Here is a 13,110-nt window from a genome sequence, read left to right as displayed (position 1 = left end):
TCTCCAGCGCGCTGGTGATCCATCCCGGAGAACCATGTGGGGGGTGATCTCCAGCGCGCCGGCGGTCTCAAGCGCCGTCGCCAATGGTGGGCCGGCGCTCGCAAGCTCGCTGGTCCCACCCTACAAGAGTCGCCAATGGCGGGCCGGCGCTCGCAAGCTCGCTTTTTCCACCCTACAAGAGTTTATGCCAGTTCCCAACCCTTGCGATATTCGCGGCGCAAAAAGTGATCGGCCTCCGGGCAATTCGTCGCCTTGAGCGCGGCGGCGTCCCAGGCCAATCGCTGGCCGACGCGATACGCCACGTTGCCCAACAACACGGCCTCGCTCAACGCGCCGGCATAGTCGAAGTTGCACGTGGTCGGGCTGCCGGTCTTGCAAGCGGCGATCCACTCGGCGTGATGGCCGATCGAACGCGGAATGGTCGGCTCCGGCGGCTTGTAACCCGCGAAGTCGCTCGCCGGCGAGAGCCGCCAACTGCCGTAATCGGCCCACAGCATCCCGCGCTCGCCCACAAACAGGTTGCCGCCGCCGCCCGTCGCCAGTCCCTCGATTTGCGACGGGATCTTGTCGCCGTCGTACCAGGTGAGCTTGACCGGCGGCAGCTCGCCGCGGGAAGGAAACTCGTAACGCACGATCAGCCCCAACGGGCAAGTCTCGGGATGCACCGGCGGCCCCTCCGCCTCGACCGACAAGGGTGCCCGCAGCTTGAGCGCCCAGAACGGCAGGTCGATATGGTGGCAAGCCATGTCGGCGATGTTGCCACCGCCGAAATCCCACCACTTGCGCCAGTTGGCCGGCAGATAGGTCGGGTGATAAGGCCGCTGGGGCGCGGGGCCAAGCCAAAGATCCCAGTGCAAATTGGGCGGCACCGGCGGCATCTCTTTCGGTCGATCGCCGCCGCCCCACGACCTGCCCGCCCAAGTGTGGACCTCGCGCACCGGCCCGATCGCTCCCGACTGGATGATCTCGACCACGCGGCGGTAATTGTCGCCGGCGTGGATTTGCGTGCCCATTTGCGTGGCGACCTTGGCCTTGGCCGCGGTCTGGGCCACGAGCCGGGCCTCCCATACATTGTGCGTGAGCGGCTTTTCGCAGTAGACGTGCTTGCCCATGCGCAGTGCCATGACGGTGGCCGGCGCGTGGATGTGGTCGGGCGTGCAGACCGCCACGGCGTCCAGGCCGGGCTGCTCGAGCAGCTTGCGAAAGTCGTTGTACTTCCGGGCCTGCGGAAACTCTTGGCCGGCCTTGCCGAGATAATTGTCGTCGATATCGCAAAGCGCGACGACGTTCTCCCGGCTGACGTTGCCCATGGTGAACCGGGCCTGGTTGGCCGTGCCGATCATGCCCACGTTCAGTTTCTCGTTGGGCGACTTGCTTTCGGCCGCGGACAGGCTGCTGAAAAAGCCGGTGCCGGCCAAGGCCGAGCCGGCCAGTGCGGTGTGCTTGAGAAAATCGCGGCGATGGTGACGTGTCGGCATTTGGGTCTCCGGTGGGCTGGCGAGGAAGGTGGCGAACGGCGGGCTGCCCGGTGCAACATTATAGTTGAAGCCCGAAGGAGATTGAAGCGCGTGGTGCCGTCGGCAGCGGCCAGTGGTGTCCTGGCCGTTCACGCAGGACGGTGGGCGGTGCATCTCGCGGGCGAAGAATTCGAGGTGATGGACCGCTGCCAGCGCTGGTTCGGGCTGACAACCCGGCAACCCATGGCTAAAATTGAACTCCACCGCTCCGTTAAGACGACTTGCGAATCATAACGCCATGGACATCCCGCGCGGCCGCGAAAAGCTGATCAAGGGGATCACGACGGGGTTCGCTTTCTTTGCGCTCGTCGTGCTGGTTACGGAGAGCCTCATGGTTGGCGCGGCCGTGATGATCGAAGAAGGATGGGACCGGACCTTCCTGTTTGTGTCGTCCGTTTCACTCTTGACGCTATTGAGTGTTCTTGTGGCACTACTTCTTCGTTACCGTCCGTGGGTGCTGACCGGCGAACCTCAGCCTAAAGTGAAAATCCGCCGAATCTCGCCGCCGCCGTACACGGAAACAACAGTCCCGGTTCAGTACTTCCTCAGGGGCATTCGCGAGTCTTACCTCCACGTCCTGGCCGATGCACGGCTAGCCCCTCCTTCCCATCTCCGCCTTAACGTCATGTTGGTCCTTCCCGCCGCCGGCAAGAAAACCAAGGACAAGGCGCTGAAGATCAAGCATGTGGATTACGCGGGTCTGTATTCGACGGATGAGCTGCTTCAAGAATACCCAATTGGCGTGGGGAACTGCGGGGAAGCGTGGCGCTTGCTCGTACAGCGGGCCTGGGCCTCGGATTTGTCCGAGGCCGAGCGCGTAGATATGAAGGACGTAACGAGTCCGACTGCGCAGTCAAGAAATTCCGTGCTCAGCAGCCCGGTAATGTGTGCTGGCGAGTGTGTTGGAGTTTTGAACCTTGACAGCGACGAGGATTCGAAGGCAACCCACGTTCAACTGCCAATGATCCAGAACCTTCTGGAGCAAGCCGCTCAAGAAATAGTCCCGCTTTTGTTTCCGGCTGTGAGAAAGGTGGCTCCGCATGACGCTGGTTGAATCGCTAGTACCAGATGCCAAGGCGGTTGCGGCACTTCACACCAGGCTGCGGACGATTGCCGACAGGCTCACGGATGGCCTGCGTTGGCCCGATTCGCCCGTCGACTCGCTTTCGCTTTTCCTGCAACTGAGCCTTCACCTGCCGCGATTCGACTGGGAACTGGCGCTTCGCGACGAAACCATCTTTGCGGAAGCAATACGTCTCAGAGACAGGTTGGCGTCCGCAAGACGCGAAACGGCGGAATTCGCTCCCCAAGGAGGGAGCAGCCTACAACTGACAAGGTCGGTTTTCGAGCCGGTTTCGGAGGACGTGGCACAGCCCATTCTCGAAAACTACCACTACCTAATGAGCTTTCGTCCGGGAAGTCTGCATTTCGGACTTACCTTCAGCCCACGGCAATGGCCGTGGGCCTTGGTCTCGCTGTCTCCATTCGATCTCAGCAATCTTTCTCAAGGGGGCGTGAGCTGGCAAGAATCGGCTCTCGTGTTGTCACGAGTTTACGTGTTCCCGGAGGCGCCAAAGAACTCCATTAGTTTTGCCCTTGCCAAGCTGCGCAGATGGCTCGCCATCAATCGGCCGGAGACAACAACGCTCATAACGTACTGCAATCCGAACCTGGGATTCACGGGAGCGAGCTACGAGGCCGACAACTGGCGACTCCTTGGATACGAGCATTGCACGCGATACGTGTACCTGCACGGCAACTATGTGACCGATCGTCGAATCGCGGAACTGTTTGGCAAGACGCCCGAACTGCTGTCGCGCGACGAGCTCACCTTCTCGGTCTGGCGCCTGCAGCCTCTTCGACTGTATATTCGCAACGTGCGCGGACGAACTGAAGTCAGGCATGCCGGGCCTTGCCATTTTGAACGCTGGATGCCCGGCCTGCCCAGATGATGCTCGAGCGCGAGGAATACGTCGAACAAGCCTATTTCTTTCAAGTGCTGAGAGAACGGCAGCAGCAGAACCTTTCGACGCAAGACCTGCTGCGGACGGTGCGAGAAGAGCTGCTCTCGACCACCAGGCTGCCGATGGCGGTCGACTTTTTGCGGACGGAGCTGCGGCACAGCGGCACTTTCGCGCCGGCCATGGCCAAGTTGGCCCACTATTTCACGCCGTTTCAGACGTTCGTCATCGCCGAGGCCGAGCGCGAACGCGGCCGTTTCGATTTCACCGTCGCTTTGCAAATTCTGGAGCGCGAGGCCCGTTATCGGGCCGATGGCGCCACGCGGCAGGGCATCTTTCTCTATCAATTCGAGTGCCTCTCCCGCAACCGGCTGGGATACGACAAGGGCCTCGACGCCGTGGCCGGCGACCCGATTTTCGACGACGCCTGGCGGGAATGGATCGCCACGGTCCGGCGGCAGGTGGGGCTGGTTGACATCGCCGACATGATCTACGTGCGCAGCCCCCACTACGTCAACGTGCGTCAGCGCCAGGGGCTCGACCTGGCCGGCCCGGAAAAGCCGGTGCTGTTCGGCGAAAAGGAGGGCAAGATCGCGCTGGCCAACCGCCGCCGCGATCCGCTGTTGCTCTTCTCGGCGTTGGAGCGTCATCTGAACTACCCTCAGGTGCCGCGGCCGAAGCCGATGGACGAGTCCAGGCTCCTGCTGCCCACGCTCTTGCGCCGGGTAGAGCGTCTGGAAATGCGGCTCAAATTGCTCGAAGAAGAAGAGAAGGGCGGCATCGACCTGACGAAGTTTTTCGGCAAGTCGGTGCCCCCGCCGGAGGTCGATGGAACGTGACGGTCACGCCCGCGGGTGGAATTTGCGATGGATCGCCTTGAGCCGGGCCTGATCGACGTGCGTGTAGATTTGCGTCGTGGCGATGCTGGCGTGGCCCAACATCTCCTGCACCTGCCTCAGATCGGCGCCGCCGGCCAGCAGGTGCGTGGCAAAACTGTGCCGCATGGTGTGGGGGCTGACGCTGGCCGGAGCGCCGGCACGCCGGGCGTACTCCTTAACCAGTTCCCAGATGCGTTCGCGCCGCAGACGTTGCCCGCGGCGCGAGAGCAGCAGCCAGGCCGGCGCCGACTGCGTTTTTGCGGCCAACGCGGATCGCTCGTATTCCAAGTAATCTTTGACGGCGGCGATGGCCCGTTGGCCGAGCGGAACCAGCCGCTCCTTGTCGCCCTTGCCCTGACAGAGGCAGTATCCGCCGTCGAGATGCACGTCGCGCAGTTTGAGGGTCGAGAGCTCCGAGGCACGGCAACCGGTGGCATATAACACTTCGAGCATGGCTCGGTCGCGCCGCCAGCAGGGGTCGGCCTTGCGGGGCGCGGAGAGCATGCGGTCGATCATTTCGGGCGGCAACACCTTGGGCACGCGCTGCCAAAGTTTCTGACTGCCCAACAGTTCGACGTGGTTGTCTTTGAGAATCCCTTCCAACTGCAAATAGCGGAAAAAGAGCTTGAGCGACACCAGGTGCCGGCCCAAGCTGGCCGGCGCGAGTTTCCGAGCGTGCAGCCAGCCCGCATAGTCGGCCAGATCCTGCACGCTGAGGGCCGCAATCTTTCGCCCGGCCAGCCACTCGTAAAACCGCTTCAGATCGCGGCGATACGCCATCACGGTGTTGTCGGCCAGGTGGCATTCGCTGCGTAGATAGTCGGCAAAGGCCGTGGCCCAAGGGTGTTCGGGGCTTACAGCCGCGGTGGTGGCAGTGGCTCGATCGGCGGTGGCGGTTTTCTTAGGCATGCAGTGGGGGGCATCCACGGAGGATGGGCTTCCTCGCCCGTCATATCGAGCGGTGGCGGCCTGGGAAGGCCATCCTCCCGCCTGGCCGCAACGATGCACCATCGGCAGACGGCGGCCTGCGACTCGCGAGAATCTGCTAGAATTCCCCAGGGACCGATAGTGACTCTTTTGACGAAAGGCTTTCCGTGAAGATTCTGGTGACGGGCGGTGCGGGATATGTCGGCAGTCATGCTACCCGGTTTCTGGAAATGGCCGGCCACGAAATATGGGTCTACGACAATCTCTGCCTGGGACATCGTTCGGCGGTGGCGGCCGGCCGGCTGGTTGAGGGCAACCTGCACGATCAATCGAAGCTGGCGGCCGTGTTGACCGAAAAGCGAATCGAGGCCGTGATGCACTTCGCGGCCTTCGCCCTGGTGGGCGAGTCGGTGAGCGATCCGGCCAAGTACTACGCCAACAATGTGGGCGGGAGCCTGGCATTATTGGAAGCGATGCGCGCTTCGGGCGTCCGCAAGATCGTCTTCTCCAGCACCACCGCGACGTACGGCGCACCGGAAAGGGTGCCGATCGGCGAAGACGAGCCGCAACGCCCGATCAACCCTTACGGCTTCACCAAGCTGGCGGTGGAACGGGCCTTGGCAGACTATGCACGGGCCTATGGATTTGCCTACGCCGCCCTGCGCTATTTCAACGCCGCCGGCGCCAGCCCGCGCGGCGACCTAGGCGAAGACCATACCCCTGAATCGCACCTCATTCCTCTCGTGTTGCAGGTGGCCCTGGCACAACGGACCCACATTACCGTGTTCGGCGACGATTATCCGACCCGCGACGGCACCTGCATTCGCGACTACATTCATGTGGACGATCTGGCCAGCGCCCATGCTCAGGCGCTCGAACGCTTGACACCCAGCCAGGGACTGCACTTGAACCTGGGCACCGGCGAGGGGCACAGCGTGAAGGAAGTGATCGAAGCGTGCCGCCGCGTCACCGGTCGCAACATCGCAACAGAGATCGGCCCCCGCCGGCCCGGCGACCCACCAGAGCTGGTGGCCGATTCACGCAAGGCCCGTTCCACGCTCGACTGGTCGCCCAAGTACGTCGAGTTGGACGCGATCGTCGCCACGGCATGGCGCTGGCACTCCGGCCATCCGCACGGCTTTGGCGACTGAGCATTGTGCAGAACTACGAACTCGACCACCGCCCGATCACCTGGCCGCTGAACTCGGTCAGCACGCACTCCACTTCGGCCGCCTCGCGAATGTGCTGCCGGCAGGCCAGCACCACGCGCTGGGCGACGGCGTCCCAGTATCCGGTCACCTGCCGCGCGGCGACAATCTCCGAAACATGCCGGGCCGTGTTCGCGCCACGCACTTCCTCGACCACCTCGGCCGGGGCACCGCAGTCGGCCGCGATCGAGGCCAGGAACTCCAGATCGACCTCACTGCCGGCCACGTGCGTCTGCATCTTGCCCTTGGCGATCTTCGACATCTTGCCCGGCATGCCGCAGACGGCGATCCGTCGCACCTTTCGCTGCACGCAGGCTTTGAGAGCGAAGCCGACGAAATCGCCCATCTGCACATAGCACTCCGTCGGCAGGCCGAGCAGCTTCATGGCGAACTCTTCGCTTTTGCCGCCGGTGGTGAGCACGATGGTGTCGTGCCCGGCGGCGCGGGCCACGTCGATGCCCTGCGTGATCGACACCTTGAAGGCTCCGGTCGAGAAAGGCACGACGATGCCCGTCGTTCCCAAGATCGAAATACCACCCAAGATGCCCAGCCGCTCGTTCTGCGTTTTTTTGGCCATCTCTTCGCCGCCGGGCACGGAGATGACCACGCGAAGCCCGCGATTGGCCAGCGCTTCGCCCGCCGCTTCGCGCACCATGTCGATGATGTTGCGGCGCGGTACGGGAGTGATGGCCGGCGCGCCGACGTCGAGACCGACGCCCGGCTTGTTGATTACGGCGACGCCCGACCCACGGTCGAGCACGACGTCGCCGGGCTGATCGGTCCAGGAGACGGTGGCCGTGAGATGGGCGCCGTGCGTGCAGTCGGGGTCGTCGCCGGCGTCTTTAATGACGGAGCACGTCGCCTCGCTGGGGCTGAATTCGCACCGTTCGACGGCGAACGTCTGCTTTCGTCCGATCGGCAGCGCGATTTCGACCTCGGCAACCGGTTGCTGAGCCAACAGTGCCAGCGTGGCCGCTTTGGCCGCCGCGGCGCTGCAAGCGCCGGTGGTAAAGCCCGAGCGGAGCCGCTTTGTTTCAGTCGGATCTGCCTTGTCCGAAGCGATCATTGGAAAATGCGATGTGCATCGGCCACTAAGACGGTCACAAAGTCTCCAGGCCGAATTGGTCTTGATTAGCAAAGTTGCCGTAGTTGAAGCGATTGAGAAACCGATAGCACGCGATCCCATCAAAGCCAGCGGGTGGTGATGGCACACCGACCACCTGTATCGCTTCTCGAAGCCCCAACAGCGGAATGCGGACCTGGATCGAATAAACCGGATAAGGCCCGATGTAAGCCCCGCCCAGGGCTACTGGTTGCAGCGGGATGCCGCCGCACAGTAGGCAATCGTATTCGTCCAGCAAAAGTTCAAAGCCCGCATTTCGATCGCCGGCGCCCGTGTCGGCCAATAGCTTGCGCACGATCTGCTGACCGCCCTGGGCGAGTGCCAGGATCACCTCGACGACCGGTCGATCATGGAGCAACGGCCAGTGAACGCGTGGCATTACTCGAGCGTCCAGATTTCCTGCACCGCGTTGTAGTCGCGCCCGACTTCGACGCCGAAGGTTTTCGTTGGATCGGGTTCAAGTTGCCGCAACTGGCGATCTAGCTCGTCCAAATTGTCCGCAACGACGACCACTTGGCCGTTTGCGATGCCGACGAACTTTCCGGCGTAAACGGATTGCGGGTTGTTCCGGCCCTCGTCGGCCAGTTTTTGGGCAAGTTCGCGATTGAGTTGCTGGATCGTTTTCGAGGTCGCCATATCAATTCAACTCAGGTGTTGCAAGCCAAAACTCATTTTACTCTGGCAAGCGAGCAAGATAAATGCCGCTCGACACAGTCCCGTTCTTCGTCCCAAGGATCAGCGTTTTGCTTGGCCCCAACGTTCATAGTAGACCACCTGGTCCAAAGGGAGCCGCTCCCGCCAGCCGACCTCTTCCAGCATCGGCCGGTCGCGGAACTCCTGCGGATAACCGACGCATAAATACGCCACCGGCACGACGGTTTCGGGCAAGCTCAGCAGTTCGGTCAGTGCCTGCGGCTCGAAGATGCTGACCCAGCCAACGCCGACCCCTTCCGCCCGCGACGCCAGCCAGAGGTTTTGCACAGCGCAGCAGGTACTATAAAGATCGGCGTCGATGATGGTGTTGCGGCCCAGCACGGGACCGGCCCGCGAGCGGTCGCAGGTCACGCAAAGGTTCACGGTCGACTCCAAAATACCTTCCAGCTTGAGCGAATCGTAAAGCTGACGCCGGGGGCCATTGTAGTTTTCGGCCGCACGGGCGTTTTCCTGCTCGAAAAGCGATTTCACGCGGCGGCGGGTGTCGATGTCGCGGATGACGATGAAGTTCCAGGGCTGCATGAAGCCGACCGAGCCGGCGTGATGGGCCGCGTCGAGGATGCGGTTGAGCACCGCATCGTCGATCGGTCCGGCACGAAAATGCCGCACATCGCGCCGGCTATAGATGGCCTCATAGACGTCCATCGCTTACGCCTGATGAAAAAGGTGGTCTTCGACGACTTGCCCTTGCTTGAGATGCTCCGAAAGGATGCGGTCGAGCACCTCGTCGGTGACGCGCTCATACCAGGTGCCATCGGGATGGACCACGACGATCGGTCCTCCCTGGCAGATGGCGAAGCAACTGCACCGCGTCCGCTTGACGCGGATTTCGTCGGCGTCGAGTCCGTGTGCTTTGAGTTTTTCGCCCAGCGAGCTGAACAGCGCTTCCGACTCGCCGTCTTGCGTGCAGCGCGGTCCGGTGCAGACGAGCATGTGCCATTTGTAGGGTTTCATGAAAGTCGTGATTCTCCTGGGTTGGTGCGGCAAGGTAGACGGTAGACAGTAGACGGTAGACGGTAGACGGTAGACGGTAGACGGGGTTCCATTCGCAGCTATCCCCCGTCTGCCGTCTACTGTCTACCGTCTTCCTTGTTTGCCAGTCGGATAAGAGCGTTGATAATCGAAACCGCCACTGGCGTGCCGCCTTTGCGGCCCAGCGCGGTGATAAATGGCAGGTCGGTCTGCGATAACTCGTCTTTCGATTCGGCGGCCGAGACGAAGCCGACCGGCACGCCGACGACCAGCGACGGCCGCGCCGTGTCGGCAAGTTTTACCAGCTCCAAGAGCGCGGTCGGGGCGTTGCCGATGGCGTAGATCGCCCCCGGAAGCTGCTGCGACGCTTTGCGCATCGACATGATGGCCCGCGTCAGGCCTGCCTCTTTGGCGGCGGCCACCACGTCGTCGTCGCTGATGAAGCAGTACACCTCGCCGCCGAACTTTTTCAGGCCTGGTTTGTTGATGCCGGCCTGGATCATCTGCACGTCAGCCACAATGCTGCGGCCGGCGCGAATCGCCTCGATGCCCGAACGGATGGCGCCCGGCGCAAACCGCAACGTCCGGGCAAACTCGAAATCGGCCGTCGAGTGAATGGCCCGCTGCACGACCGCGAATTCATCGGGCGAGAAGGAATGCTCGCCCAGTTCTTCGGCGATGATGCGGAACGACTCGGCCTCGATGGCTTCAGGATTGAGAATGCGTGTCATGGTTTCGTTTCTTTTGACTATGCGTAGTAAGCAAAATGCAAGGTGGGGCAAGCGAGCTTGCGAGCGCTGGCCCACCTTGATGGACGTCGCTTACGGTGGGCCAGCGCTCGCAAGCTCGCTTGCCCCACCTTACGCGGTTTGTATCGGCAATGTCACAGTTCACGAATGGCCCAGCACCGGGTGCGGCCGATACGGTTCGGCCAGACTCTCAACCTCCAGGTCAGTGAGCTTAAGATCGAGCGCCCTAATCGCATCATCCAGATGCTGCATTTTGCTTGCTCCGATAATGGGCGCGGTCACGCCGGGCTGCGCCAGCACCCAGGCCAGCGCGACTTGTGCGTTCGAGACTCCCCGTTGTCGGGCGATCTCGCTGACGCGATCGACGACCGCGAAATCGGAGTCCTGGTAATAAAGCTTATGGGCGAAGTCGTCGGTCTTCGAACGCGTCGTCTCGCCAAATCCCTGTTCTCGGCCGCGGCGGTTGCCGGCCAAAAAGCCGCGGGCCAGCGGACTCCAGGGAATCAGCCCGATGCCTTCCGAGCGGCAGAGCGGGATCATCTCGCGCTCTTCTTCGCGATAGACAAGGTTGTAGTGATTTTGCATCGTCACGAAGCGGTTCAGGCCGAGCCGGTCCGACGTGTGCAGCATGTTTGCGAATTGCCAGGCGAACATCGACGAGGCGCCCAGATAGAGCGCCTTGCCGGCCTTGACGACGTCGTTCAACGCGTCGAGCGTCTCGTCAATGGGCGTGTCGTAATCGAAGCGGTGAATCTGATAGAGATCGACGTAGTCGGTGCCGAGTCGTCGCAGGCTGGCGTCGATCGAGTGGCGGATGTGCTTGCGCGAAAGCCCGCGCAGGTTCGGATCGTCGCCCATCGGCTGGCAGACCTTGGTGGCGATGACCACGCGATCGCGGCCGGGGCCGAATTCTTGCAATGCCCGACCCAATATCTCCTCGCTCACGCCGAGCGAATACATGTCGGCGGTGTCGAAGAAGTTGATGCCCGCCTCGCAGGCGCGGCGGAAAAAGGGGCGGCTTTCGTCTTCTTCGAGCACCCACTCGCGCCACTTCTTGCTGCCGTAGGTCATGCAGCCCAGGCAGATCCGCGAAACCTTGACGCCGGTGCGGCCTAAGTTGATGTAGTCCATGGTGGTAGATCCAAAGGCGGTGTTTGAAGTGCGTAGGGTGGGACCAGCGAGCTTGCGAGCGCCGGCCCACCATGAACGACGTTGCGCACCGCAACGACGTCGCGCGCGGTGGGCCGGCGCTCGCAAGCTCGCTGGTCCCACCCTACACTGCGGGAAACATCTCGTGGACGAAGTCGTGCATCTCGTCGAGATCGCGATAAAAGCGGGTCATGCTCTCGAGCTGGTTTCGCAAATCGAGCTCCACCTTCTTGGTCAGCACGATCAGCGTGCGCAAGTAAGGCATCTGCGGGTCGTCGGCCTTGGTGCGGGCGACGCGCTCTTCCAACTCGACCAGCGCGGTCTCGAAGAACCGCTTCAGATCTCCGAAATCTCGCGACTGTGAGAGCACACGTAGCGTATCGGACGCTGGCTCGCCCTGATTCAACTCAGCCAGCTCGTGCTGGCGCTCGGCCTCGTCTTTGATGCCCAGAATCTGCATCAGTCCCAATCTTAGGGCTGCAATCTCGTGACAAGCCATGTTGTAAACTCCTAGTGGTTTGTTCGTATTCGTAGGGTGGGACCAGCGAGCTTGCGAGCGCCGGCCCGCCGTGGCCCACCGTAAACGACGTCGCCTGCGGAGGGCCGGCGCTCGCAAGCTTGCTGGTCCCACCCTACCGTTGCAATCCAATATCCACAATCGAAAATCAGCTCATGATGTTGTCGACCAGCCTGGCGACGAGCCGATCGGCCAAAAGGTGTTCGTGCATCAACTCGGCCGCGTCGGTCTCGGCCACGCCACGATACCAGATTCCGTCGGGATAAACGGCTACGGTCGGCCCCTCGCCGCAACGGCCCATACAGCTCGTCACGGTGACGCGCACATCGCGCTCGCGGCCGGCGTCTTTCAGCAAGCGACGCAGCGATTCGACCAGCCGCATGCTGCCGCGCCCGGCGCAATCGACGTTGCCGCAGACCAGCACGTGCTTGGTCATCGGGCGATGAGCGTGAACGTGCGGCGCCGCCTGGGCGTGCGTGAACGTGTGCCGCAGACTCCAGAGCAATGCCCGCAGGCCGCCCACGTTCTCAGCCCGGCCCGGCAGTGCCACGCGATATTGGCAGTTGTCGCAGGCGAGCGGCGCCTGGCCCTCGCGCGCCTCGGCCAGCCGCTCGTCGAGCACGTCGAGCAGACGCGGATGTACGCCCAAGTGCGGCGCCAACGTCGTCCTGATCCACGGATAACGGGCACGAAACTCCGCCACCTGATCGTCGAGCTGCGTCAACAGCCGCCCGGCGAACAGCAGGTAGGGAATCACCAGCAGCCGCTCTGGCCGGGCACGCGCCACAAACTCCAGCGTCTCTTCGAACCGCGGCCGAGTGATGCCGATGAACGACGGCACGACCCAGGAGAACGGGTGCCCCTCGCCGATCAGCCTGGCCAGCTTGCAAAAATCGCCGTTCGCGTCCGGATCGCTCGAACCGCGGCCCACCACGATCACGGCCGTCCGCGATGCTTCAACCTCGCCGACGGGGCATGCTTCTGCTGCCCGTGCCAGCGCCAGGTCCACCAGCGACGGGTGAACGCCCAGTGCCCGTGCGGCGCGAAACTGCACATTCGGATGTTGCCGGCGGGCCGTCGCCAAGGCCAACGGAATGTCGTTCTTGACATGGCCCGCCGCGAACAGGAACAGAGGCAGCAGCGTCACGTCTTCGTTGTCGGCAGGGATATTGGCCAGCGCGTCGCCCAGCGAGGGCTGGGCCAGTTCCACGTAGCCATAGCGCAGCTCGACATCGGGCCGACGCGCCTGGTAGCGCGCGACGAGCTGCTCGAACTCCTGATTGGCGGAGGCATCGCGGCTGCCGTGGCCGACAATGATGACGATGGGACGCATAGGTTTGGTGATAACGATCGACTTTGCATTCGAGGTAGGGTGGGACCAGCGAGCTTGCGAGC

At 62.6% G+C, this 13,110-nt stretch carries 15 protein-coding genes; 4 read left to right on the top strand and 11 right to left on the bottom strand.

All coding sequences use genetic code 11. The annotated features are described in order from the left end of the window. Window positions 1-182 precede the first annotated feature (182 nt). Window positions 183-1,478, bottom strand: coding sequence for a Gfo/Idh/MocA family oxidoreductase (locus VNH11_34685; protein HVA51540.1), 1,296 nt, complete (start codon window positions 1,476-1,478; stop codon window positions 183-185). A gap of 277 nt (window positions 1,479-1,755) precedes the next feature. On the opposite strand from VNH11_34685, the gene VNH11_34680 reads away from it, so the two are divergent. Genes VNH11_34680 through VNH11_34670 form a run of 3 tightly spaced genes read left to right on the top strand, consistent with a single transcriptional unit; the run spans window position 1,756 to window position 4,317 of the window. Further along, complete coding sequence (locus VNH11_34680; GenBank protein ID HVA51539.1) at window positions 1,756-2,571, top strand: hypothetical protein; 816 nt, start codon at window positions 1,756-1,758, stop codon at window positions 2,569-2,571. Further along, the gene (locus tag VNH11_34675) at window positions 2,558-3,469 is read left to right on the top strand and encodes a hypothetical protein (protein HVA51538.1); all 912 of its coding nucleotides are present in this window, start codon (window positions 2,558-2,560) and stop codon (window positions 3,467-3,469) included. The genes VNH11_34680 and VNH11_34675 overlap by 14 nt, the downstream gene beginning before the upstream one ends. After that, a complete protein-coding gene (locus VNH11_34670) occupies window positions 3,466-4,317 on the top strand; it encodes a hypothetical protein (GenBank protein ID HVA51537.1) in 852 nt (283 codons plus the stop codon). The genes VNH11_34675 and VNH11_34670 overlap by 4 nt, the downstream gene beginning before the upstream one ends. A gap of 3 nt (window positions 4,318-4,320) precedes the next feature. Here the strand turns inward: VNH11_34670 and xerD are convergent, their stop codons facing one another. Beyond that, on the bottom strand, window positions 4,321-5,265 hold the full coding sequence (gene xerD / locus VNH11_34665; GenBank protein HVA51536.1) for a site-specific tyrosine recombinase XerD: 945 nt from the start codon (window positions 5,263-5,265) through the stop codon (window positions 4,321-4,323). Between the two features lie 185 nt (window positions 5,266-5,450). Here xerD and galE point away from each other — a divergent pair, with 185 nt between their 5' ends. Next, window positions 5,451-6,434: a UDP-glucose 4-epimerase GalE gene (gene galE / locus VNH11_34660; GenBank protein HVA51535.1), complete on the top strand. Its 984-nt coding sequence runs from the start codon at window positions 5,451-5,453 to the stop codon at window positions 6,432-6,434. Between the two features lie 13 nt (window positions 6,435-6,447). Here the strand turns inward: galE and VNH11_34655 are convergent, their stop codons facing one another. From VNH11_34655 to VNH11_34615, 9 genes are all read right to left on the bottom strand, one after another. Next, window positions 6,448-7,557 carry a cobalt-precorrin-5B (C(1))-methyltransferase gene (locus VNH11_34655; GenBank protein ID HVA51534.1) on the bottom strand — a complete coding sequence of 370 codons (1,110 nt, stop codon included), beginning with the start codon at window positions 7,555-7,557 and terminating at the stop codon, window positions 6,448-6,450. 34 nt (window positions 7,558-7,591) lie between these two features. After that, window positions 7,592-7,993, bottom strand: a complete 402-nt coding sequence (locus tag VNH11_34650; protein ID HVA51533.1) for a hypothetical protein — start codon at window positions 7,991-7,993, stop codon at window positions 7,592-7,594. Further along, on the bottom strand, window positions 7,993-8,250 hold the full coding sequence (locus VNH11_34645) for a hypothetical protein (GenBank protein ID HVA51532.1): 258 nt from the start codon (window positions 8,248-8,250) through the stop codon (window positions 7,993-7,995). Before VNH11_34645 ends, VNH11_34650 begins: the two co-directional genes overlap by 1 nt. Before the next feature lie 99 nt (window positions 8,251-8,349). Beyond that, the gene (gene bluB / locus VNH11_34640; GenBank protein HVA51531.1) at window positions 8,350-8,973 is read right to left on the bottom strand and encodes a 5,6-dimethylbenzimidazole synthase; all 624 of its coding nucleotides are present in this window, start codon (window positions 8,971-8,973) and stop codon (window positions 8,350-8,352) included. 3 nt (window positions 8,974-8,976) lie between these two features. Further along, the gene (locus VNH11_34635; GenBank protein ID HVA51530.1) at window positions 8,977-9,282 is read right to left on the bottom strand and encodes an NAD(P)H-dependent oxidoreductase subunit E; all 306 of its coding nucleotides are present in this window, start codon (window positions 9,280-9,282) and stop codon (window positions 8,977-8,979) included. Between the two features lie 116 nt (window positions 9,283-9,398). Beyond that, window positions 9,399-10,031: a precorrin-8X methylmutase gene (locus VNH11_34630; protein ID HVA51529.1), complete on the bottom strand. Its 633-nt coding sequence runs from the start codon at window positions 10,029-10,031 to the stop codon at window positions 9,399-9,401. Between the two features lie 159 nt (window positions 10,032-10,190). Next, window positions 10,191-11,180, bottom strand: coding sequence for an aldo/keto reductase (locus VNH11_34625; protein ID HVA51528.1), 990 nt, complete (start codon window positions 11,178-11,180; stop codon window positions 10,191-10,193). A 142-nt stretch (window positions 11,181-11,322) separates the two neighbouring features. Further along, complete coding sequence (locus VNH11_34620) at window positions 11,323-11,697, bottom strand: DUF3209 family protein (protein ID HVA51527.1); 375 nt, start codon at window positions 11,695-11,697, stop codon at window positions 11,323-11,325. 166 nt (window positions 11,698-11,863) lie between these two features. Further along, a complete protein-coding gene (locus VNH11_34615) occupies window positions 11,864-13,048 on the bottom strand; it encodes a CbiX/SirB N-terminal domain-containing protein (GenBank protein ID HVA51526.1) in 1,185 nt (394 codons plus the stop codon). Window positions 13,049-13,110 lie beyond the last annotated feature (62 nt).

The organism is Pirellulales bacterium, from assembly GCA_035533075.1.
Classification (GTDB): domain Bacteria; phylum Planctomycetota; class Planctomycetia; order Pirellulales; family JAICIG01; genus DASSFG01.
This window is presented reverse-complemented; position numbering and strand designations above follow the sequence as displayed.